The 21,576-nt window shown below is 48.9% G+C and carries 18 protein-coding genes and 1 tRNA gene; 16 read left to right on the top strand and 3 right to left on the bottom strand.

The annotated features are described in order from the left end of the window. Positions 1–262: 262 nt before the first annotated feature. The 3 genes from pnpS to BLT35_RS05420 all read left to right on the top strand — a co-directional run bounded on the left by pnpS (position 263) and on the right by BLT35_RS05420 (position 4,146). Positions 263–2,059, top strand: coding sequence for a two-component system histidine kinase PnpS (gene pnpS, locus BLT35_RS05430; RefSeq protein WP_074727337.1), 1,797 nt, complete (start codon positions 263–265; stop codon positions 2,057–2,059). Between the two features lie 102 nt (positions 2,060–2,161). Beyond that, the gene (locus tag BLT35_RS05425) at positions 2,162–2,881 is read left to right on the top strand and encodes a response regulator transcription factor (RefSeq protein ID WP_054819147.1); all 720 of its coding nucleotides are present in this window, start codon (positions 2,162–2,164) and stop codon (positions 2,879–2,881) included. 182 nt (positions 2,882–3,063) lie between these two features. Then, positions 3,064–4,146 carry a Gfo/Idh/MocA family protein gene (locus BLT35_RS05420; RefSeq protein WP_074727232.1) on the top strand — a complete coding sequence of 361 codons (1,083 nt, stop codon included), beginning with the start codon at positions 3,064–3,066 and terminating at the stop codon, positions 4,144–4,146. A 174-nt stretch (positions 4,147–4,320) separates the two neighbouring features. Here BLT35_RS05420 and BLT35_RS05415 read toward each other — a convergent pair whose 3' ends face one another. Beyond that, positions 4,321–6,165, bottom strand: a complete 1,845-nt coding sequence (locus BLT35_RS05415; RefSeq protein WP_074727231.1) for a methyl-accepting chemotaxis protein — start codon at positions 6,163–6,165, stop codon at positions 4,321–4,323. 253 nt (positions 6,166–6,418) lie between these two features. Here BLT35_RS05415 and BLT35_RS05410 point away from each other — a divergent pair, with 253 nt between their 5' ends. From BLT35_RS05410 to BLT35_RS05385, 6 genes are all read left to right on the top strand, one after another. Continuing rightward, positions 6,419–7,414, top strand: a complete 996-nt coding sequence (locus tag BLT35_RS05410) for a PstS family phosphate ABC transporter substrate-binding protein (protein ID WP_074727230.1) — start codon at positions 6,419–6,421, stop codon at positions 7,412–7,414. 107 nt (positions 7,415–7,521) lie between these two features. Further along, the gene (gene pstC, locus BLT35_RS05405; RefSeq protein ID WP_062406988.1) at positions 7,522–8,439 is read left to right on the top strand and encodes a phosphate ABC transporter permease subunit PstC; all 918 of its coding nucleotides are present in this window, start codon (positions 7,522–7,524) and stop codon (positions 8,437–8,439) included. Next, positions 8,439–9,308 (top strand): phosphate ABC transporter permease PstA, encoded by an 870-nt coding sequence (gene pstA, locus BLT35_RS05400; protein WP_062406990.1) that lies wholly within the window; start codon positions 8,439–8,441, stop codon positions 9,306–9,308. Before pstC ends, pstA begins: the two co-directional genes overlap by 1 nt. 29 nt (positions 9,309–9,337) lie before the next feature. Then, positions 9,338–10,090, top strand: coding sequence for a phosphate ABC transporter ATP-binding protein PstB (gene pstB, locus BLT35_RS05395; RefSeq protein ID WP_054819150.1), 753 nt, complete (start codon positions 9,338–9,340; stop codon positions 10,088–10,090). Positions 10,091–10,118: 28 nt separating this feature from the next. Continuing rightward, positions 10,119–10,778 carry a phosphate signaling complex protein PhoU gene (phoU, locus tag BLT35_RS05390; protein WP_054819151.1) on the top strand — a complete coding sequence of 220 codons (660 nt, stop codon included), beginning with the start codon at positions 10,119–10,121 and terminating at the stop codon, positions 10,776–10,778. 167 nt (positions 10,779–10,945) lie between these two features. Next, positions 10,946–12,769: a GGDEF domain-containing protein gene (locus BLT35_RS05385; RefSeq protein WP_083351201.1), complete on the top strand. Its 1,824-nt coding sequence runs from the start codon at positions 10,946–10,948 to the stop codon at positions 12,767–12,769. Here BLT35_RS05385 and BLT35_RS05380 read toward each other — a convergent pair. After that, entirely contained in the window at positions 12,745–13,509 is a 765-nt protein-coding gene (locus BLT35_RS05380) for an HAD family hydrolase (RefSeq protein ID WP_074727228.1), read from the bottom strand. The genes BLT35_RS05385 and BLT35_RS05380 overlap by 25 nt on opposite strands. A 198-nt stretch (positions 13,510–13,707) precedes the next feature. Here BLT35_RS05380 and polA point away from each other — a divergent pair, with 198 nt between their 5' ends. The 5 genes from polA (at position 13,708) to BLT35_RS05355 (ending at position 19,252) form a co-directional block, all read left to right on the top strand. Continuing rightward, positions 13,708–16,395 carry a DNA polymerase I gene (gene polA / locus BLT35_RS05375; RefSeq protein ID WP_074727227.1) on the top strand — a complete coding sequence of 896 codons (2,688 nt, stop codon included), beginning with the start codon at positions 13,708–13,710 and terminating at the stop codon, positions 16,393–16,395. 21 nt (positions 16,396–16,416) lie between these two features. Next, the gene (gene mutM, locus BLT35_RS05370; RefSeq protein WP_062406998.1) at positions 16,417–17,277 is read left to right on the top strand and encodes a DNA-formamidopyrimidine glycosylase; all 861 of its coding nucleotides are present in this window, start codon (positions 16,417–16,419) and stop codon (positions 17,275–17,277) included. 97 nt (positions 17,278–17,374) lie between these two features. Further along, positions 17,375–18,055, top strand: coding sequence for a sporulation membrane protein YtaF (gene ytaF, locus BLT35_RS05365; protein WP_074727226.1), 681 nt, complete (start codon positions 17,375–17,377; stop codon positions 18,053–18,055). Positions 18,056–18,083: 28 nt separating this feature from the next. Continuing rightward, positions 18,084–18,680, top strand: a complete 597-nt coding sequence (gene coaE / locus BLT35_RS05360; protein WP_074727225.1) for a dephospho-CoA kinase — start codon at positions 18,084–18,086, stop codon at positions 18,678–18,680. Continuing rightward, the gene (locus BLT35_RS05355) at positions 18,677–19,252 is read left to right on the top strand and encodes a lytic transglycosylase domain-containing protein (protein WP_062407004.1); all 576 of its coding nucleotides are present in this window, start codon (positions 18,677–18,679) and stop codon (positions 19,250–19,252) included. The genes coaE and BLT35_RS05355 overlap by 4 nt, the downstream gene beginning before the upstream one ends. A 95-nt stretch (positions 19,253–19,347) precedes the next feature. Here the strand turns inward: BLT35_RS05355 and BLT35_RS05350 are convergent, their stop codons facing one another. Beyond that, positions 19,348–19,572 carry an alpha/beta-type small acid-soluble spore protein gene (locus BLT35_RS05350; protein ID WP_054819156.1) on the bottom strand — a complete coding sequence of 75 codons (225 nt, stop codon included), beginning with the start codon at positions 19,570–19,572 and terminating at the stop codon, positions 19,348–19,350. Between the two features lie 97 nt (positions 19,573–19,669). Here BLT35_RS05350 and nrdR point away from each other — a divergent pair, with 97 nt between their 5' ends. Both nrdR and BLT35_RS05340 read left to right on the top strand, forming a co-directional pair. Beyond that, positions 19,670–20,152, top strand: a complete 483-nt coding sequence (gene nrdR, locus BLT35_RS05345; RefSeq protein ID WP_062407006.1) for a transcriptional regulator NrdR — start codon at positions 19,670–19,672, stop codon at positions 20,150–20,152. Between the two features lie 275 nt (positions 20,153–20,427). Beyond that, positions 20,428–20,500 (top strand) — tRNA-Ala (locus tag BLT35_RS05340). Positions 20,501–21,576: the final 1,076 nt, after the last annotated feature.

Here is a 21,576-nt window from a genome sequence, read left to right as displayed (position 1 = left end):
AGAGCCCCGGTATCTGTTATACTTGGGGCTCTTTATTATGACAGGAGAATGAAATAGGGCTGCGCCTCACTCATTCACAGGTTGGCCCCTTTCTTTACAAAAAAATAACTGGAGTTCCACTTCCGGAACAGGTACGATATAGAGTGATATGTCCTTTGGAAGAAATACACATGAATGAAATTTGCCCCATACAGGAAATTCTTTGTAAATGGGAGTTTTTCTTGAAGCGTATGGCCTCGGCTGCGGGAGGATGACTTCATTGTTGAACAAGTTCCGGACACGGTTAACCCTGATTTTTATTGCCTTGATCGGCTCTTCGGTGCTGATCGCGGGTATTTTTGTAGCTCAAATGATGGAGCGATCCCATATTGATACCCTTACTACTTATATGGAGCGGGAACTTCGCATCTTGCTGGTCACGATGAACTGGAACAGACAGGGTCCGGAATCCGAACAAATTCATTATTATTCGGATATGGCCGCTAAGCTTAAGAAATCGGCCGATGCGCGGGTTACCTTTATCCGTGCGGACGGCAAAGTGCTGGGCGATTCCGATAAAGATCCTTCTCAGATGGAGAATCATTTGAACAGGGAGGAAATTATCGATGCGGAATCGTCGGGAATAGGCTTTGTCACGCGTTACAGCAGCACATTGAACCGAAACATGATTTATGCCGCCGTTCCGGTCAAGGACCAGGGCCAAACGATCGGCTACCTGCGGTTAGCCATGAGTCTTGAAGAAGTGGAGAAATCGATCCGTAACGTTTGGCTTATGCTGATTGGCGGCCTTTTGACGGTGTTTGCCATCGCGGGCTTGCTCAGCTACCGTATCGCTTATGGCATTACCAGACCGATTGAGCTGATGACCAGTGTGGCACAGCAAATTACGGACATGAATTACAAGTATCGCGTACAACTGAACAAAAAAGATGAAATCGGCAAGCTCGGCGATGCGATAAACCATATGGCGGATAGTTTGCAGCTGCAGATGAATCGCATTCTGGAAGATGAAAACCGGCTCAAAAACGTGCTGGAGAATTTGATTAGCGGCGTTGTCATGATCGATGGGGAAGGGAAGATTGTTCTGCTTAACCGGTCGGCTGAAGAATTTCTCGGTTTTTCCTCCAAAGAGCTGTTAGGGAAAAAGTTCGACGAAGCCAAGCAGCAGATCGAATTTACGCAGCTCATACAGGAATGTATCGATACCCGGGAAAATATTCGTGATGAAATGATCTTTTATTTTCCGGAAGAGCGCATACTGGAGATCAACCTGAATCCGATCTTTCAGTCGAATAACCAGTGGGCCGGGATGCTTATTGTTCTGCATGACATTACATCCGTGCGGAGACTGGAGAGAATGCGTTCCGAATTCGTGGCCAATGTATCGCATGAGCTGAAGACGCCGATCGCCTCAGTCAAGGGCTTTGCAGAAACGCTGCTCGCCGGAGCGCTCGATGACAAAGAGACAGCCAGGTCGTTTCTGAAAATCATCTTTGATGAAAGTGAACGGTTAAACCGGCTGATTGGAGATATTCTGGAGCTGTCCAAAATTGAGTCCAAACGGATACCGCTTCAATTCTCTCCGGTCCATCTCGAATCGTTTGTTGAAAACTGCCTTCATGTGATGAAAACGGAGGCCGAGAAGAAATCGATCGAACTGAAGATGGAGGTGCCGGAAGACGTCTACATGGAAGCGGATGAGGATCGGCTGCGTCAAATTCTGATCAACCTGCTCTCCAACGGCATCAACTACACGCCTGAAGGAGGCAAGGTGAAGGTGAAGGTAGAACAGCTGGCCAGCGGTTCGGAGGCTGGAGAGGTGGACACGGTCCGGTTTACGATTTCGGATACGGGGATTGGCATCCCGAAGAAGGACCTGCCGCGGATATTCGAGCGCTTTTACCGCGTGGACAAGGCCAGGTCGAGAAGCTCAGGCGGCACGGGACTCGGGCTGTCGATCGTGAAGCATTTGGTTGAGCTGCACAAAGGCACGATCCGTGTGGAGAGCGAGGTCTTCGTCGGCACCAAGTTTATCGTTGAGCTGCCGTTAATCCAGTAACACCGGGAGCTTTACAAAATCTTAACAAAAGCTTCTTAACAATTTGTCAACAATTCATGCTATGATTAGTATGAAATATAGAATGGGGTTGGGGGTTTTCCCATGTCACATAAAATATTAGTCATAGAGGATGAGCCTACGTTAGCCAGATTGCTTTCTTACAACTTGACGCAAGAAGGCTATGATACCAAAGTCATCGATCATGGCAGCGACGGTTTGCAGGCCGCCCTGCATCAGCCGTTTGATTTAATTATTCTGGACATCATGCTTCCGGGAATGAATGGCTTTGAAATTTTGTCGAGATTGCGGCAAAAAGGAATTAAAACGCCCGTTATCATTCTGACTGCGCGCAACGCCGAAGAGGAGATTGTTCAAGGGCTTAAATACGGCGCTGACGATTATATTACAAAGCCTTTCGGAGTAGCGGAGCTTCTTGCTCGCGTATCGGCGGTACTTCGCCGCACCTTGTCGGATGATGCATTTGCGGACAAGTCCGGAAATGATGATAAAGTCATTACTGTAGGGGAGCTGAAGATTTATCCGGAGAAATACGAAGTGATCCTCCATGGCGAATCCATTCCGCTTAGACCCAAGGAATTTGAGGTGCTGCTTCATCTTGTGCAGCGTCCCGGTGTTGTAGTTACACGGGATGACCTGATGAATATTGTATGGGGCTTTGATTATATCGGAGGACAGCGGACTGTAGATGTACATGTCAGTTCGCTGAGGAAGAAATTGGAAATGAACCAGCAATCCGTCCAAATCGAATCGATTCGCGGTGTAGGTTACAAGCTTGTTCATGCGGCAGCTAAAAAAGGATAAAACCTGGAATAAAGGAGACTGGCATCGGGCCGGTCTTCTTTTTTTGCTTAAAATGGAAAAGACAAAATCGTATAAAAGTAGCGCCAGATATGAAATATCTTTTTGAGATCAATTTGTCTATACTATACTTCAGAGTTAATCAGAAGAACATTACGATTTGTGGAATCAGGGAGGTTTTTACAATGTCTAAAGTCTATAGAATCGGAATTATCGGTTGTGGCGGAATTGCAACCGGCAAGCATATGCCCGCTTTGAAAAATCAGCCCAATGCGGAAATGGTGGCCTTCTGCGATATTGTGGAAGAAAGAGCGCAAGACGCGGCTAAGAAGTATGGGACGGAAGACGCCAAAGTATATACGGACTATCGTGAGCTGCTTGCGGATCGTTCCATTGATATCGTACATGTGTGTACGCCTAATGATTCTCATGCGGATATTTCCATCGCGTCCCTGGAGGCCGGCAAGCATGTCATGTGCGAGAAGCCGATGGCCAAAACCGCTGCCGACGCCAGACGCATGGTTGAAGCTGCAAAGCGCACGGGCAAAAAACTGACGATCGGTTATCAGAACCGCTTCCGTCCGGACAGCCAATATCTAAAACGCGTTTGCTCCGACGGTGAACTCGGGGACATTTATTTCGCGAAGGCGCATGCGATCCGCCGCCGCGCCGTTCCGACCTGGGGCGTGTTCTTGGATGAAGAAAAGCAAGGCGGGGGGCCGCTTATCGATATTGGTACTCACGCGCTGGATTTGACGCTGTGGATGATGGACAATTACAAGCCGAAGGTTGTGCTTGGAACGGCATTCCACAAGCTCTCCAAAAAAGAAAACGCAGCGAATGCATGGGGACCGTGGGATCCGAAAAAATTTACGGTAGAGGATTCGGCCTTTGGTATGATTATAATGGAAAACGGAGCAACGATCATGCTGGAATCCAGCTGGGCGATCAATATGCTGCAGACCGGAGAGGCCAAAACGACGCTGTGCGGCACGGAAGGCGGGGCCGATATGCTCGACGGGCTTCGGATTAATGGCGAGAAGCACAGCCGGCTCTACATGAATGAGATCCAATTGGATGCCAAAGGCGTAGATTTCTATGACGGCCAGACGGAAAGCCCGGCCGATTTGGAAGCGCGTTTGTGGCTGGAGGCCATTGAGAAAGATATCGATCCTGTCGTAACGCCAGAGCAGGCGTGCGTCGTATCCGAAATTCTCGAGGCCATTTACGAGTCCTCCAAGACCGGTAAAGCCGTATATTTCAACTAATGCCCAAAAACACCCTGTTCGATTTTTGTATCGAGCAGGGTGTTTTGCGTTGCAACCACGACCATACCATTGAAGAAACGCCGGGAATGGGATGTCCGTTAAGCCAAAATCACCCCAAGGGTGGTCGCGTCTCTCCACAGGCAGCGACAGATGGATTTTCAGCCCAACAGACCGTTAGACCGACACTCTGTTTTCTCGTATGCTGTGTTCCTCGGACGCTTCTGGTGCAATGATCATCTCTTCGGGATTCGGTTTCTCGATTACGCTTTGATCGAGTATTTCCGTCCCGTCGGAAATTTTGAATCGGTTGATTTCATCGAATAACTGCTGAGCGAGTGATAATATATCGTCGGATTGTGAAGCGATCCGGTGAATGGCCGAATCCTGATGCTGCGATGCCGAATTCACTTCCTCGACGCCGGCGGCCGTTTCCTGAGCGATGGCGGCAATGTGCTGCACGGAAGAGGCAAGCTTGCTGTTTTTGTCTTCTGCTGCGGAAACAAGGGTATGTATCTGTTCAATATGGTCTGAAAGCTCATCCATAGATAGTCGGATGTCCATAAACGCGTCCATGCTTTCGTTAATTTTGCCGGTCTGGTTCTCGAAAGAAAGCTTCATCTCGTTTAACGAAGCTTCCATCTCGCTTATTTGCGCCTGCAGCGTTTGCACGATCCGGGTGATTGTTTTGGAGGATTCGCTGGTTTGAGCCGAAAGCTGCCGCACTTCATCCGCGATCACGGAAAACCCTTTGCCGTGCACACCCGCTCTGGCCGCTTCAATGGCCGCATTCAGCGCCAGTACATTGGTTTGGGCGGATATTTCGGTAATGCTTCCGACGATTTTACCGATTCGGGCGGAGCTGCGGGATAAGGTTTCCATCGTCAGATAAACCTGATGCAGTACTTTTTCGGATTGCTCTGCGGCTGATTTCAACCCTTCCATCACTTGGGATCCCGTATGGGTATTGGATGAGGCTTCTTTACTCTTGCGCTGCATCATCACGGTATATTCGGTTATTTGACGTATTTCCCTGGTGGTTTCGGTAATAATATAGGCACTGTTTTCCGAGAAACGGGCTTGTTCTTCGCTTCCTGACGATATTTCCTGAATAGCCCGGACGATGTCCTTGTTAGCGGCCGCGGTTTCTCTGGAGAACTCGTGAAAGGAACGCGAATGTCTGGATAGGGATGAAGCAACGGTTTGAGTATTCGACAGCATTTCTTTGATTCGGTCAATCATCTCATCGAAGCTTTGACTGAGCCTGCCAAGCTCGTCGGAGGAGGAACTGTTAATTTTATGGCGGAGATCCCCTTCGGCAACCTGCATTACAGCATGCTGCAAACGCTGAATCGGCTTCATAAATGATCGGATGAGCAAAAATGCGGTTATGCTGCTGATGATCGTAACGAGCAAGGTTGTGATAACGGCAAACCGGGCAGAATCATTCAATTGACGATGGGTACTGCTCACAGCCGTCAAGGCGTATTGATTGTAAGCTTCATTGAAGAGATCAACATGTTCAAATATGTAATCTTTAAACAGCTCTGATTCATTATGCGCGGATTTCAACTGTAGGTCCATCTCTTGAGGCTGGAGCGATGAGTTCATCACAATCTGCTGCGCCTTATCGAAAGTGCCTGCAAATTCTTTGGAGGTGTTCGTCAGCTTGGCGCTCCAATTGCGTTCATCCGCGTTGGATGCGGTAAGAGCCATCCTTTCCACCGACCGCAAAAATTCCTCTTTTTCCTTATTATATGTATCAATCAGCTCGGGTTTTTTGGTCAATACATAAGCCGCATAGATGGAAGCCAGCGAATTAGCCTGTTGCTTTAACTGCAGAGCCAACTTTTGTTTATCCGTCTGCTCGTTCTGATATTGGAGATGCTGCTTGATGCTGTCTACTTGCCATAGATTAAAGACCGAAACTCCGGCAAAGAGAAGCGTAATAAAAGAAAATGTCATAATCAGCTTTGTTTTCATAGATAACCGCACATCTCTGATGCTTTTTAGTCTCTTCATAGTACCCTCCATATATCGGTTGTCTTGTGTATATACTACGAATGTACTATGGAATAATTAAATCCAGGTTCGTACAATGTAAATCTTTTGTAAAACCTGACGAAAAAACGCTGATTTCAAAGGATGGTATCACCGTCCATTTCATAGATTTCGATATTTTTTACATTCCGTTAACAAATCTTTGAACTGACGAAAACAAAAGGGGCGTAACATGGTCATTGTGAACGACAAACAAAAATTATGAGGAGTGGTCATGTTGTTTAAAGGTTTTGCACGTAAAGGTACACTCGCATTATCTTCTATCGTTTTGGCATTATCTCTGGCCGCATGCGGAACACAAACGGAAAGCCAGCCGAACCAAGGCGCGGCGCCATCTGACGGTAAAACAGCTCCTGCTCCGGAAGGCCTGAAAGGCGAAATCAAAATCGACGGCTCTTCCACAGTGTTCCCTATCTCTCAAGCCGTAGCTGAAGAATTTATGAAAAAGCATAAAGACGTAAAAATTACGGTAGGTGAATCCGGATCCAGCAACGGAGTCAAGAAGCTGCTTGCCGGGGAAATTCATATCGCGGACATGTCCAAAAAATTCAAGCCTGAAGAATTGGAAGAATTGAAGGCAAAACAAAACACGGAAGCTGTTGAAATGCCGATTGCTCTTGACGGTGTCACGGTTGTGGTTAATAAGAAAAATACCTTTGCCAAAGAAATGACAGTGGAAGAATTGAAGAAAATCTGGTCCAAAGACAGCCAGGTAAAAAAATGGAGCGATGTTCGTCCTGAGTGGCCGGATAAAGAAATCAAGCTGTATGGTCCCGGTACGGCATCCGGTACGTTTGAGTTCTTCACGGAAGCGATCAATGGTAAAGCGAAAGAGTCCCGTTCGGATTATACGCCTTCCGAAGACGACAATGTATTGGTTAAAGGCGTACAAGGCGACGAATTTGCAATGGGTTATTTCGGTTTCTCATACTACAAAGCGAATGAAGCTACTTTGAATGCTGTAGCTATTAAGAAAGACGCTAACTCTCCTGCGGTAGCACCTACCAAGGAGACCATCGAAAAAATGACTTATGCTCCATTGTCCCGTTATCTTTATGTGTACCCGACGAAGAAAGCCATCGCCGAGCCTCACATTAAAGAATTCCTGAAATACTATAACAGCGAAGAAGGCGCTAAAATGGTTGAAGCAGTTGATTACATCAGGCTTCCTCAAGATGTTATCAATAAAAACCTGGAAGCACTGAAGTAAACCATCAAGCAGAATGATTTTGGTTTAAAAACCGCGGCACCTAAGCGATCATATGCGCAGGAAGCCGCGGGTTTGCCAAAATCATTGCTTTACACGGGGGTTAAGCTATGGAAATGAAAACACCGAGAGTGAATTACAAAAAGAAAAAAAGTATGATTTCGTCGGACGTGCTAATACCCAAAATATTAGCTTTTTTTGCTGTTATCTCCATTCTTACAACAGTAGGTATCGTCTTGATTCTCGTATTCGAGTCGCTCGGTTTCTTCAGAGAAGTCCCATTTTGGCAGTTTATTACCGGGACGGAATGGACGCCCCTTTTCTCCGATCCGAAATTTGGAGTACTGCCGCTTGTGACAGGAACCCTGCTTGTCACTTTGATTGCAAGCATCGTGGCGATTCCGATCGGACTGGGGAGCGCGATTTATTTAAGCGAGTATGCGCCGTCGAAAGTACGGAATATCGTAAAGCCGATTCTGGAAATATTGGCCGGTATTCCTACGATCGTTTACGGTTTTTTCGCATTAAATTTTGTAACTCCGGTATTACAATTCATTATCCCGCAAACGGAAATCTTTAATGCGCTCAGTGCGGGCATTGTCGTGGGGATCATGATCATTCCCATCATTTGCTCCCTCAGTGAGGATGCTATGATGGCCGTTCCTAATTCGCTCCGCAACGGCGCTTACGCGCTGGGGTCTACAAAGTTGGAGGTTGCCCTTAAAATCGTAGTGCCTGCTGCCTTGTCGGGGATTATCGCTTCCTTCGTGCTCGGCCTGTCCCGTGCCGTAGGGGAAACAATGATTGTCACCCTGGCCGCGGGAAATTTGGCCCAAATGGCTTATAATCCTTTGCAAAGCATTCAAACCCTTACTGCTTATATCGTTTCTGTCAGCTCGGGAGATACAAGTTACGGTTCTGTAGAATACATGACCATTTATGCCGTAGGGATTACCTTATTTGTTATGACACTAGCGATGAATATTCTGGCGAGAACGATTTCCAAAAGGTTCAGGGAGGAATACTGATGGCAACGAAAGAAAGCATGCAGCATGTCGCTCAAAGGAACAGAAAAAATAAGTTCTTTCATCAGTTGTTTTTTGTCTCCACCTGCTTTGGGATTTTAGCGCTCGCTTTATTGTTAATACAAGTGATTGTTCAAGGGGCGGGGTGGCTGGATTGGCAGTTTTTGACGAGTTATGCATCCCGAATCCCGGAAAATGCCGGGATCAAGGCCGCCTTGGTCGGCACATTCTGGTTGATGATGATCACCGCGCCGCTGACATTCATTATCGGTGTCGCGACCGCAATTTATTTGGAGGAGTACGCCAAGGATACGCGCTTCAGCCGTCTGGTTCAAACGAATATCGCTAACCTGGCGGGCGTCCCTTCGATCGTTTACGGATTGCTTGGATTAACCGTGTTCGTTCGGATGCTCCAGCTGGAGCGCAGCTTATTGTCCGGGGCGCTGACGATGACGCTGCTGGTGCTGCCCATTATCATCGTCGCATCCCAGGAAGCGATCAGAACGGTACCTCAATCGCTTCGCAATGCCTCGTTCGCTATGGGGGCCAACCGTTGGCAGACGATTGTACGGGTTGTATTGCCCTCCGCACTTCCGGGGATATTGACCGGATCCATTCTTTCGATGTCCAGGGCGATTGGAGAAACGGCGCCCCTCATCGTCGTCGGAGCCGTTGCTTACATCGCTTTTTTGCCTAAATCGCCTTTTGACAGCTTTACGGTAATGCCGATTCAAATTTACAACTGGGCAAGCCAACCGCAAGCGGAGTTTCAAAATGTGGCTGCGGCCGGCATTATTGTCCTGCTGATCATGCTGCTTAGCATGAATGCATTCGCCATTTATTTACGCAATAAATATCAGAAGAAGTTGTAAACCAACGGGCCACAGGAGGAAAGCATGATATGTCCATTGTAAGCATCAATAAATTGAATCTGTATTACTCCGAGTTCCATGCTCTGAAGAATGTCGATATGGAAATACAAGAAAATTCCATCACCGCCTTTATCGGCCCGTCCGGCTGCGGGAAATCCACCCTGCTCCGTACATTAAATCGCATGAATGATATGATCAAAGGCATACGTATAGAAGGAAACGTAATTATCGACGGCCAGAACATCTATGATCCGGACGTCAACGTAGAGCTGCTGCGCAAAAATATAGGCATGGTGTTTCAGCAGCCTAATCCTTTTCCCAAATCGATCTACGAAAATATTGCTTACGGTCCTCGCATTCACGGCATCAAGGACAAGGAGCAGCTCGACCACATCGTCGAAAGCAGCTTGAAGGCGGCCGCGTTATGGACCGAGGTCAACGGTAATCTGAAAAAGTCCGCCTACGGCTTGTCGGGGGGACAGCAGCAGCGTCTATGCATCGCCCGGGCGCTGGCGGTAAATCCCAGGATTCTGCTCATGGACGAACCGACGTCCGCGCTGGATCCGATCTCTACTTTGAAAATTGAGGAGCTGATCCGCGAGCTGCGCGATAAATATACGATTGTTATCGTGACTCATAACATGCAGCAAGCGGCGAGAATCTCGGATTATACGTCCTTTTTCCTGAATGGTGAAGTCATCGAATCCGACCAGACGGAAAAAATCTTCACGACGCCGACGGACCAAAGAACAGAAGATTATATTACCGGCCGTTTCGGTTAATCGATCATTCTATAAAGGAGCTGCTTTTATGGATACAAGATCCAATTTTCACCAGGCAGTAGAAGAGTTGCAAGAGGATTTGCTCAAAATGGGCGGGCTGGTTGAAAACCACATCTCCCTGGCGGTAGAGGCTCTGGGAGCAAGGGATGAACAGCTGGGAAGAAGAATCATCGAGCAGGACGACCGGATCGACGAACTGATGCTTCGGATCGAGGAAAATTGCCTGCGTCTGATTGCGCTGCAGCAGCCGATGGCGAGCGACCTGCGGATTATCGGTATGGCGCTCAAAATTTCGACGGACCTTGAACGAATTGGAGATCATGCGGTAGATATTGCGAAAATTGCGATCCGCATGTCGGGAGATGCGCTTGTGAAGCCGCTTGAAATCATCCCCAATATGGCACTGCTGGCGAAGGATATGCTTCATGAAAGCCTGCTGGCTTACACTGAGCGGGACATTCACCGTGCCGCCGCACTAGCGGAAAAGGATGATCAGGTCGATAAGCTCTACAGCTCCGTAGTTGATGAAATCATAGGGATGATGAATAACGACCCCGGCCGCAACCGCCAGCTGTCTCAGTTGATGATGGCTGCTCTCTACCTGGAGCGTGTAGCGGATCATACGACGAACATCGGAGAAGGCGTTATCTATATGGTGACGGGGAAACGTAAAGACTTGAATATTTAGCGAAATACAGCCGGATTTCCGCGGATGCGGAATCCGGTTATTTTTGTTCAATGGCGTCGTGGCCGCGCATCCATCTGTACTAAATTTTAACATTCCGATAGCCCGAATTTAACATGGGGTTGAAATTCCTATGCTATCTTAGGAATAAAGAAACCGGATAAGTAGGGATGCCCATGCCAATCGACGCCATGCCCGGATTTGATAATGAAAATCGGGAAAACCTGCGTACAGAGCTGCTGCATATTATACGGAACCAAACCATCAAGTCCGTTTATCAGCCTATCGTTTCGTTAAGCGAGGGAATCGTCATGGGATATGAGGCGCTGACCCGGGGACCGGAGCACTCTGCGCTCCATTCGCCGATTTCATTATTTGCTGCAGCCAAAGCGGAGGGCTTGTTATATCCTTTGGATAGGCTGGCGAGAGCCAAGGCGATTGAGGGAGCTTTCACAAAGACGAAAGAGCAACTCCTGTTTCTCAATGTATCGGCAGAAATTTTGAATGATCCGGATTTTGTGCCCGGAAGAACACTGGAGCTTTTGGAAAAGCGGGGGCTATCTCCCGGCCAAGTGGTTTTTGAGATTACAGAACGGAGCTCCATTGAAGATTTTGAATCGGCCAAACAAATTCTCGGCCACTACCGGCAGCAGGGCTACCGTATTGCGATCGACGATGCCGGAGCAGGCTATTCTTCGCTTCAAGCGATCGCAGAGCTGCAGCCTGATTTTATTAAAATGGATCGATCTCTCGTACATAACCTTCACTTTAATAAAACGAAAGAGTACATTCTTGAGACGATGCTCACTTTTGCGCAGAAGCTGGGCATTTACTTGATTGCTGAAGGAATAGAAACGCGCGAGGAACTGATGAAGCTTACCCGCATGGGGGTACATTACGGGCAGGGCTACCTGCTGGGGCATCCCGGGCCGGAGGAGGCTGTTTTGCCCCCGGAGCTGACTGATCATATTATGATGCATCGTAAAATTGTCGAGGCAAGCAGTGTCTGGACCATCGGAGACATTTGTGTGCCGTGTCAAACTTTTGATTACAGGGATCCCATTTCGATCGTTGCGAATTATTTTAAGAACCATACGGATGCGGCGGGTGCCGTGATCGTTAACGGGCAAACGCCGGTCGGCTTGATCATGCGCGACAGGCTGTTTCAACAGTTGGCGGGTCAATACGGCTATTCTTTGTTTTGGAACCGGCCGATCGATCAGCTGATGGACGCTCAACCGCTCATCGTAGATGAGCAAGCCCCGGTAGAACAAGTATCCCAATATACGACCTCTCGCGATCTCCAGACTTTTTATGATTTGGTCATCATTACATCCGGGGGCCGGGTAAAGGGGACGGCCTCCATACGTTCCATTCTGGAATGCATCACTACCGCAAAGATGGAAAGGGCGAAAGTGGCTAACCCGCTCACCGGTCTGCCCGGGAATATGCAAATTCACCGGGAGATCAACAAGCGGCTTCTCGACCACAAGAAGTTCTCCGTCATTTACGGGGATATTGATTATTTTAAATGGTTTAACGACCGGTACGGATTTCACCGAGGGGACCAGCTTATCCAGTTTACTGCCGATTGCATTCAACAGGTGATTGGCCTGCTCGGCCATCCTTATGATTTTGTAGGTCATATCGGGGGCGATGATTTTATCGCCATCACCGGGAGCGAGGACCCTGAAAAGCTTTGCGAAGAGATGCTTCGACGTTTTGAACTGGGGGTCAAAGCATTCTATGACTATGATGACTGGACTTATGTCGAGGACCGGCATGGCAGACGCCTGGAGAGCGAAGGGGTTACTCTGTCGCTATCTCTTGTGATCTGCCATACGGGTGCGGGTGTAAGCCTGGAGCAAATTTCCCGTACGGCAGCCATGGTGAAGAAGCGTTCGAAGGCACACCGCGGCAGCGTTGTTGTTTGCGATTGCGTCGGTATGCCGTTCACAAAGAACCGTGCTCAGGAAAATAATTCGGACAATTGATCCAACCGCTTGATCAAATACACTTTACGCTTCCCCAGCCGCTGCTGGGTTATTTTTTTGGCATCGGGACCTGCTGCGGAGCCGGATGTGCTCAGCCATACGGCGTCCAGACCCGCTTTCACCGCGCCGCACACATCGTGTCTCCAGGAATTGCCTACCATCACGGCTTGTTTGGGGGAGAACTGCATCGTCTTTAGAGCTTTTTTGAATAGATAAGGAGCCGGTTTCTTGTCGGCCGGCTTTAGCGCAGTAAACACATGCTCGGGAGGAAAGAACGTACCGATATCGAACCGTTTCAGCATCAGCAGCACCTCGGAACGCGGGCTATTGCTGATAATGGCAAGCCGGTAGTTTCGAGACAGACGCTCGAGCACCTCCCGAGTATGCGGAGGCATGGTTTTGGCTTCAACCTGAAGCCGCCTGATTTCCTGAATGAACCCGCGCTTCATAGCACCGGATACTGGTATGTCCATCGCTTCCATGGCTTCTTGCAAGCACTGCTGCTGAAGCTCGTCAAGCTGCTGGAAGGTAATCCTGGACTTTTTTCGTTGCTGCCACCTGGTGATGTACTGGGTCCATACTTGCTCTGCACTTGGTTTTTCATCCCGGGACCATCTGCCGGTGAAATTTTCCCATACACGCCGAAACCCATCCTCGAAGCTTAAATTTTGCTGCACCAGCGTTTGGTTTACATCGAAAAAAATAACGCGTTTGCCAATAAGTCGTACCGTTTCGTTCATAGACGGTTCCTCCGATCTCCCTTTCACGCTTTGAACGTGCCATTCGTGCAGACGGGTAGGGATCAAAGTTAGTACATTTTATGCGGCAAGGAAGGAACACACACCCTTTTTTCGGGAAGGAAGGTAAGGTTTTTTTCTATGGCCGTCCTATGCTATCATGTAAGAAGCAGATAGTTTCACGAAAATGGGGTGTAGTCTTTGTCCAAATTGATTTTGATCGATGGCAACAGCATTGCGTATCGCGCATTTTTTGCGCTGCCGCTGCTCAGCAATTCCAAGGGATTGCATACGAATGCGGTCTACGGCTTTACGACGATGCTGTTGAAGCTGATAGAAGAACAAAAACCGACGCATTTTCTCGTGGCATTCGATGCCGGGAAAACGACGTTTCGACATAAAGACTACGCAGAATACAAAGGAGGAAGGGAAAAGACGCCTCCTGAGCTTTCCGAACAGTTCCCTGTGCTGAAGGAACTGCTGGAATCGTTTGGCATTCGCCAATTTCAAATGGACGGCTATGAAGCCGACGATATCATCGGCACACTGACGCGTACCGCAGACGAGCAGGACGGTATGGAAGTCCTGGTAGTGACCGGGGACAAAGACATGCTGCAGCTTGCTTCCGACAAAGTGAAGATCGCGCTGACGCGCAAAGGGATCAGCGAGGTGGAGCTGTACGATCCTGCCCATATCGAAGAAAAATACGGGCTGAAGCCTGCTCAAATCATTGATCTTAAAGGTCTCATGGGCGATGCCAGCGATAATATTCCCGGCATTCCGGGTGTGGGCGAGAAGACGGCTCTGAAGCTGCTGCACGAATACGGCTCGGTCGAGAAGGTGCTTGAGAACGCGGCGGGCATCAAGGGGAAGCTGGGCGAGAAGGTCGCCGCTCACGCGGAGGATGCGCGGATGAGCAAGGAGCTGGCGACGATTTTCCGCGAGGTTCCGGTGGAGATTCCTTGGGACGATCTGGCATACGGCGGGTATGACGGACAAGTTTTGGGCGACATGTTCCGCAAGCTGGAATTTAAATCGCTGCTGGAGCGGTTGAATCTGCCTGGCGGAGGAAACCAAGCCGCTTCTGCGGACGCTGAAGCCGAGGCCAGGATTCAGTCGGTTCAGGTGACGCCGGACAGGCTGGGAGAGCTGGTCGAAGCGCTGCCCGGCGTTCGGGCGCTGCATGTCGAGGTCATAGGGGATAATCCGCATACGGGGGAAGTGCTCGGCTTGTCCTTTTATACCGAGTCGGACTCCGGGACGGATCCGATCGGCTATTATTTGCCGTTTGAGCTCCTTAAACAGGAGGCTGAAGAGGCTGAGCGTGTGCGCGCATGGCTGGCAGACGAGAAAAAGTCCGTCGCCGTCTACGATCTGCACCGCGCGCTGGTGGCTCTCTTTTGGCAGGGGCTGGAGCTGCGGGGGGTCAGCTTTGATGTGCTGCTTGCCGGTTATTTGCTCGATCCGACGGAATCTGCGCTGACTTTACACGGACTCACCGCCCGGTATGGCTTGACTGCCATCCCCGCCGATGAGGACGTTTTCGGCAAAGGCGCCAAATTCAAGCTTCCGGAGGCGGATGTTCTGTTAAGCTTGATGAGCCGTAAGGCATTGGCGGTAATGGAGCTGGCCAGGGCATTGCAAGCCGAGCTGGAGGCCAGCGGGATGAATGAGCTGTTTCACGAGCTGGAGCTTCCTTTGGCGCTGGTGCTTGCCTCGATGGAACGCAAAGGGATTAAAGTGGATGTGGAGGAGCTCCAAGCTTACGGTGCCGAGCTGGGCAAACAGCTTGAGAAGATCATGCAGTCCATTTATGACGAGGCGGGGATGGAGTTTAACATTAATTCTCCAAAACAGCTTGGAGAAATCTTATTTGAGAAGCTTCAGCTGCCGGTGATCAAGAAAACGAAAACGGGCTATTCCACCGACGCTGAAGTGCTCGAAAAGCTCGAGCCTTATCATCCGTTGGTCGGACATATACTCCATTACCGGACGCTGTCCAAGCTCCAGTCCACCTATGTGGAGGGCTTACTGAAAGAGGTGCGTCCGGATACCGGGAAAGTGCACACTTATTATAAACAGACGATTGCGGCGACAGGCCGTCTAAGCAGTCAATATCCGAATCTGCAAAATATTCCGATCCGCCTGGAGGAAGGGCGTAAAATCCGCAAGGTGTTCAAGCCCTCGGAGCCCGGCTGGCGTATTCTGACCGCTGACTATTCGCAGATCGAGCTGCGTGTGCTCGCCCATATTTCCCAGGACGAGAAGCTGATCGAAGCGTTCCGGCAGAACATGGACATTCATACGAAAACAGCGATGGATGTATTCGGCGTACCGGAGGATAGTGTCGATTCGAACATGCGCCGTCAGGCGAAGGCCGTGAACTTCGGCATCGTTTACGGCATCAGCGATTATGGTTTGTCACAAAATTTAAATATCACCCGCAAGGATGCGGCGAAGTTTATCGAGCAATATTTTGCCGTCTTCCAGGGGGTTCGCCGATATATGGACGATATTGTCAAGAAAGCCCGCGAGGATGGTTTCGTTACGACCCTTCTTCACCGCCGCCGGTATTTGCCGGAAATCAAGGCCTCCAATTTCAATCTCCGTTCGTTTGCCGAGCGGACCGCGATGAATACGCCGATCCAGGGCACCGCGGCGGATATCATTAAGCTGGCTATGGTGCAGCTGGACAAGCGGATGAAAGAAGAGGGAGTACGGAGCAGACTGCTGCTTCAGGTGCATGACGAATTGGTGCTCGAGGTGCCTGAGGATGAGCTGGAGGTCATGAAAAAGACGGTTGCCGAAGTGATGGAAAACGCAATTGAGCTCGACGTGCCGCTGAAGGTGGATGTAGATGACGGGGCTAACTGGTACGAGGCGAAGTAATCTGCAAGGAGGGAAGACAGCATGCCGGAGCTGCCAGAGGTAGAAACGGTCCGAAGGACGCTGAATCAACTGGTGATCGGCAAGACAGTGGAACGGGTTTCGGTTAAGCTGCCGCGAATCATTCAGTATCCGGAGGACATTGAGAGATTTCAACTGCTGCTCAGCGGGGAAACCATTCAGTCCGTCGAACGCAGAGGCAAGTTTTTGCGGTTTATGTTCGACCATTATACGCTGGTCTCGCATCTTCGCATGGAAGGCAGGTACGGTGTGTATCGCAGCGGGGAGCCAGAGGAACGGCATACCCATGTCGTGTTTTATTTTACAGACGGTACCGAGCTGAGATATAAGGATGTGCGCCAGTTCGGGACAATGCATCTTTACCCGAAGGATCAGGATTTGCAGGAAGCCCCGCTGAAGAAGCTGGGGCTGGAGCCTTTGGACGAAGCATTTACATTCGAGGCTTTCCGGGACCGGATCGGGTCGCGTCCGACCAAAATCAAGCCGCTGCTGTTGAATCAGGAATATATTGTAGGGATCGGGAATATCTATGTAGACGAATCGTTGTTCCTGGCTGGCATTCATCCCGAAAGGGAGGCCAGAAGCTTAAGCCGGCATGAGCTGGCCAAGCTGTATGAGGCGGTTGTGAGGACCTTGAAGGAGGCAGTGGCTGCAGGCGGCTCTACCATCAAGTCCTATGTGAACGGCCAGGGCGAAATCGGTATGTTTCAGCATCAGTTCAAAATGTACGGCCGAAAAGACGAACCTTGTTTCCATTGCGGGCATAAAATCGAAAAAATGGTTATAGGGGGACGAGGGACCCATTATTGCCCCAAGTGCCAGCCTCTAAAACGCAGGAGAAGCAAAGGGGCTTTAAAACGCTAAAGTACGCGGACCATGGGAAGAATGCCTGACATGCACCCTCCGCCCAGACCTTCCATATAGTAAGAAGTAAAGTCGATCTGGTTAGGGAGGGAAGGGCATGCTGCCTGTCGTCTCATTGATGCTTCTGGCGTTTGCCGTTAGTCTGGACGGTTTCGGAGTCGGCGTGATGTACGGGCTTCGTAAAATCCGCATTCCGCCTATGTCCATTGCTATTATTTCATTTTGTTCCGGCTTTATTATTTACATGTCCATGCAGGTCGGCGTGCTGATGAGTCAATTGATTGACCCGGCGGTCGCCAGATACGTCGGAGCTTTTATTCTGATGGGCATTGGCGTATGGGCGATATATCAGATGTTTTCAGATAAAAAGGAGGAAGAGGGAAAAACGGAGGCGGCAAAAACGCCCGGGGAAATAGAGTCCGGGACTGCAGGGGCCAAAGCCATATGGTATATCGAACTGAAAAGGCTGGGGCTCGTCATTCAAATCCTGCGCACCCCGTCCATTGCCGATGTGGACCGGTCAGGGATCATTTCGGCTTACGAAGCCGTACTGCTGGGCGCCGCATTGTCGCTGGATGCGTTCGGCGCGGGCATCGGGGCGGCACTGCTCGGATTCACGCCGTGGCTTACCGCTGCCGTTATTGCACTGGCCAGCGGGACGTTTCTCGGGCTTGGCCTGCAGATCGGCTTCCGGTATGCTGAGCTGAAATGGATTCGCAAGCTTTCCGTTTTACCCGGATTTCTTCTGATCTTCATGGGCATTATGAAATTGTTGTGATCATTATTTTGATTTAGGGGGAAACCCATTGAACATCGGATTAACCGGGGGCATTGCCTGCGGCAAAAGCACTGTCGCTTCCATGCTTGTCCGCCGCGGCGCGCTGTTGATCGATGCGGACCGCATTGCCAGGGAAGTGGTAGAGCCAGGCACCCCCGCCCTTACTCAAGTTATCGAAAGATTCGGAGCCGATCTGCTGCTGGAGGACGGTTCCCTGGACCGGAAAAAACTCGGGGAGCGCGTCTTCGGGAATACGGCTGCGCTCAAGGATCTCGAAGCTTTGCTTCATCCGCCGATTCGGGCGGCTATGCGCGAGCGGATGGAGGCATACGAGACACAGCATCCGGACAAGCTGGTCGTCGTAGATGTGCCGCTTTTGTACGAATCCCATCTGCAGGCGATGTACAGCGAGGTGATGGTCGTCTATGTGCCACGGCACGTCCAAATGGAACGTCTGATGAAGCGGGACGGGTTAACCGAGGAACAGGCGAACAAACGGCTGGATGCGCAAATGCCGATCGAGAAGAAAAAAGAACTGGCCGATATCGTTATCGATAATTCGGGCACGATAGAAGAAACAGAACAGCAGATTGAACTATTTTGGTCGGAGAGGGGACTGTCATGAGCTTTTTGCGCAAAAAGCGAGTCTTCGCCCTGCTTCTGTTGACTTTTTTGCTATTTTTGTTTCTGGGCACGAGTGTATTGGGACGTATGTTGTATCCGATCCATTATGAAGAGGAAATTCGCCAAAGCGCAGAGAAGTATCAGCTTGACCCTTTGCTCATCGCTGCCGTTATCCGGGTAGAAACCAACTATAAGCCTGACGCGACTTCCAGTAAAGGTGCGCACGGTCTTATGCAATTGATGCCGGATACATCGGAATGGATTATAGAGAAGGCTCCTTTTCCGGGTGAATTCAAAAACCGCTTGGATGATCCGGCCGTCAGCATTGAACTCGGTTCATGGTATTTGAACTGGATGTTTAAGCAGTTTAACGGCAATACGTTTGCCGTCCTTGCCGGCTACAACGCAGGACACGGTATAGTGAGCCGTTGGCTGCTGGAGGGAAGATGGGATGGAACGCTCGACAATACGGATCAGATTCCTTATGGCGAGACCAAGCGTTATGTGCAGCGTGTCACGTATTATTATGACAAGTATTACAAAACCTATGCGGAGGATTGGGGAATCCGTTAATATTTTGGCTTATAGCAATAAAGAAGCGCCGGACAAGCTCTCCTTATGGGGAGTTTGTCCGGTCTGCTTCTTCTCGTATGCTTCAAAACGTGTTATTATTTGAATTGACCAGCGATTTGCTGCTCGGCGATTTGCACCAGGCGGCGCGTAATGTGACCACCGATCGCACCAGTATCACGAGTAGCCATATTACCGTAATAGCCATCTTGAGGAATGGCAATACCCAGTTCCTGAGCTACTTCGTATTTCAATTGATCCAGAGCGGCATTTGCTTGTGGTACTACCAATACATTGCTGCTGCGGGATTGACCTGCACCCATGTCTGTTCACCTCCTTGTCGTTGGTAAACCTATTATGTGCGTTTACACGAATCTCATGTCAGGGAGCTGTTGGGAATTATGGAAAGGAGAAAGGCCGATGAAATGCCCATATTGCGATTATCCCGGCACCAAAGTGTTGGACTCGCGTTCCGCAAACGAGAATAAATCGATAAGACGCCGCCGGGAGTGCGAGAAGTGCCAGAAGCGGTTCACTACGTTTGAAATGGTGGAAGAAACGCCGTTGATCGTCATTAAAAAAGACGGCAGCCGTGAGGAATTCAGCCGGGAGAAAATGCTCCGCGGGCTTATCCGCGCTTGTGAGAAACGACCGGTATCCGTAGAAAGATTGGAAATGATCGTCTCCGAGGTCGAAAGGCAGATCCGCAATACCGCCCAGGCGGAAGTAGACAGCCGCGAAATCGGCGAGATCGTCATGTCCGAATTGTATCCCGTTGATGAAGTAGCCTACATTCGTTTTGCCTCCGTTTACAGACAATTTAAAGACATTAATATGTTTATGAAGGAGCTGAATGAATTGCTCTCCAAGCACCATGTTGGCGGAAACGGCAGCGTAAATTAATTTTAATAAAAATGTTGACAAGCCCCATCCCGATGTGCTATCTTTAATTTTGTCGCCGCTGGAGAACAAAATGATAACAACATCTGGGGGCCTCAGCGCAGCCGGGAAAACGATGTTGTCTGGTACATTATCTTCTCATAAAAAACGACTGATTATCATCGCAATGGTTTCATAATTTATGGGGTCACGGCTCAGTTGGGAGTTCGGGCCGAGCGAAGACGCCGCTCAAAAGTGGAACAACTTCATTCTTGATATTTCCTTAACCGAAAATTCCTGGGGAATTAGCTCAGCTGGGAGAGCGCATCGCTGGCAGCGATGAGGTCAGGGGTTCGATCCCCCTATTCTCCATACACCTTAAATTCAAACGGCAGAGATGCCGTTTTTTATTTTGATTTGTTTTGTACCGACACATGTAGAATGCGTAGTATCAACATATCGTGTTGATAAATGACGGGACACCTAAACCATATACTTTAGTGGAGTGAATATGGTTAGGGGTTCGACCCTCCACTATAAAAGCTCGACCTCATATGGTCGGGCTTTTGATTTGCTCGAAAATGTACAATCCATTTAACTTTTTATCGCTATTTGTAGTCAATATTAGGGACATTAATCCTATTTTCTAGTTCCTTCTTACGTTCAGCAAAACATTGTAGTTAGCGTTAAATAGGGCTAAAAGAATTAGTACTTTTTGCAGGAAAAACAATGAAAACGTCGGAATTTTGGAATGTTTGATTAATTTCCATTAGGAGGAACAAGATGGAACTCATTGAAATATCAAGACCCGCTCGTCCTCAAAATGGCGAGATCCTTTTTGGCACTCCGATCCCTCCTATTGATAAATTACTGTTACTACCACTTTTATTGGCGATTACCCTATCCCTCAAAAGTACAATATTGTTGCATCTCAGGGGATCGGTCCCAAATTAAAAGATTATATAAATCCAGCGCGCGGGTTGCCGCATGGTGGCGGAAATAATCCTCACACAATAGCCGAAGATTTGATACAGAATTGGGATAAGTATTGCAATGCAAGACTGGTATCAGCAAGAAGAGCCATGTAAACCTCACTGTAGAGTTGGAGACATATATACGCAATTTTGATTTTTCTATTGTTCAGGAAATCCCTCCCATTCAACTTATTGATGAATACAGTAAGACATAGTTTTTCTTTCAATTGGGAGTAAGTATATTTAGTATTGTAAAACTGAACTTTAAGGGGAAATTACTTTTTTTACATTCATACACCAAAAACCTCCATTTATTGGTATTTTAAAAACTATATTATATAATATAGGTGAAAATAAAATTTGGAGGTTGGATTTATGAAAAAAAAACTACGACTGACCAATTAACGCACAATATTTATTTTCAGCGTTTTGAAGGTATTTTTCTGGATTGCTTCTGAAACGTCTTCGTTTAGC

The organism is Paenibacillus naphthalenovorans (assembly GCF_900099895.1).
Lineage (GTDB): Bacteria > Bacillota > Bacilli > Paenibacillales > NBRC-103111 > Paenibacillus_G > Paenibacillus_G naphthalenovorans.
The sequence above is the reverse complement of the archived record's forward strand: the minus strand, read 5'-3'. Positions and strand labels throughout refer to the sequence as shown.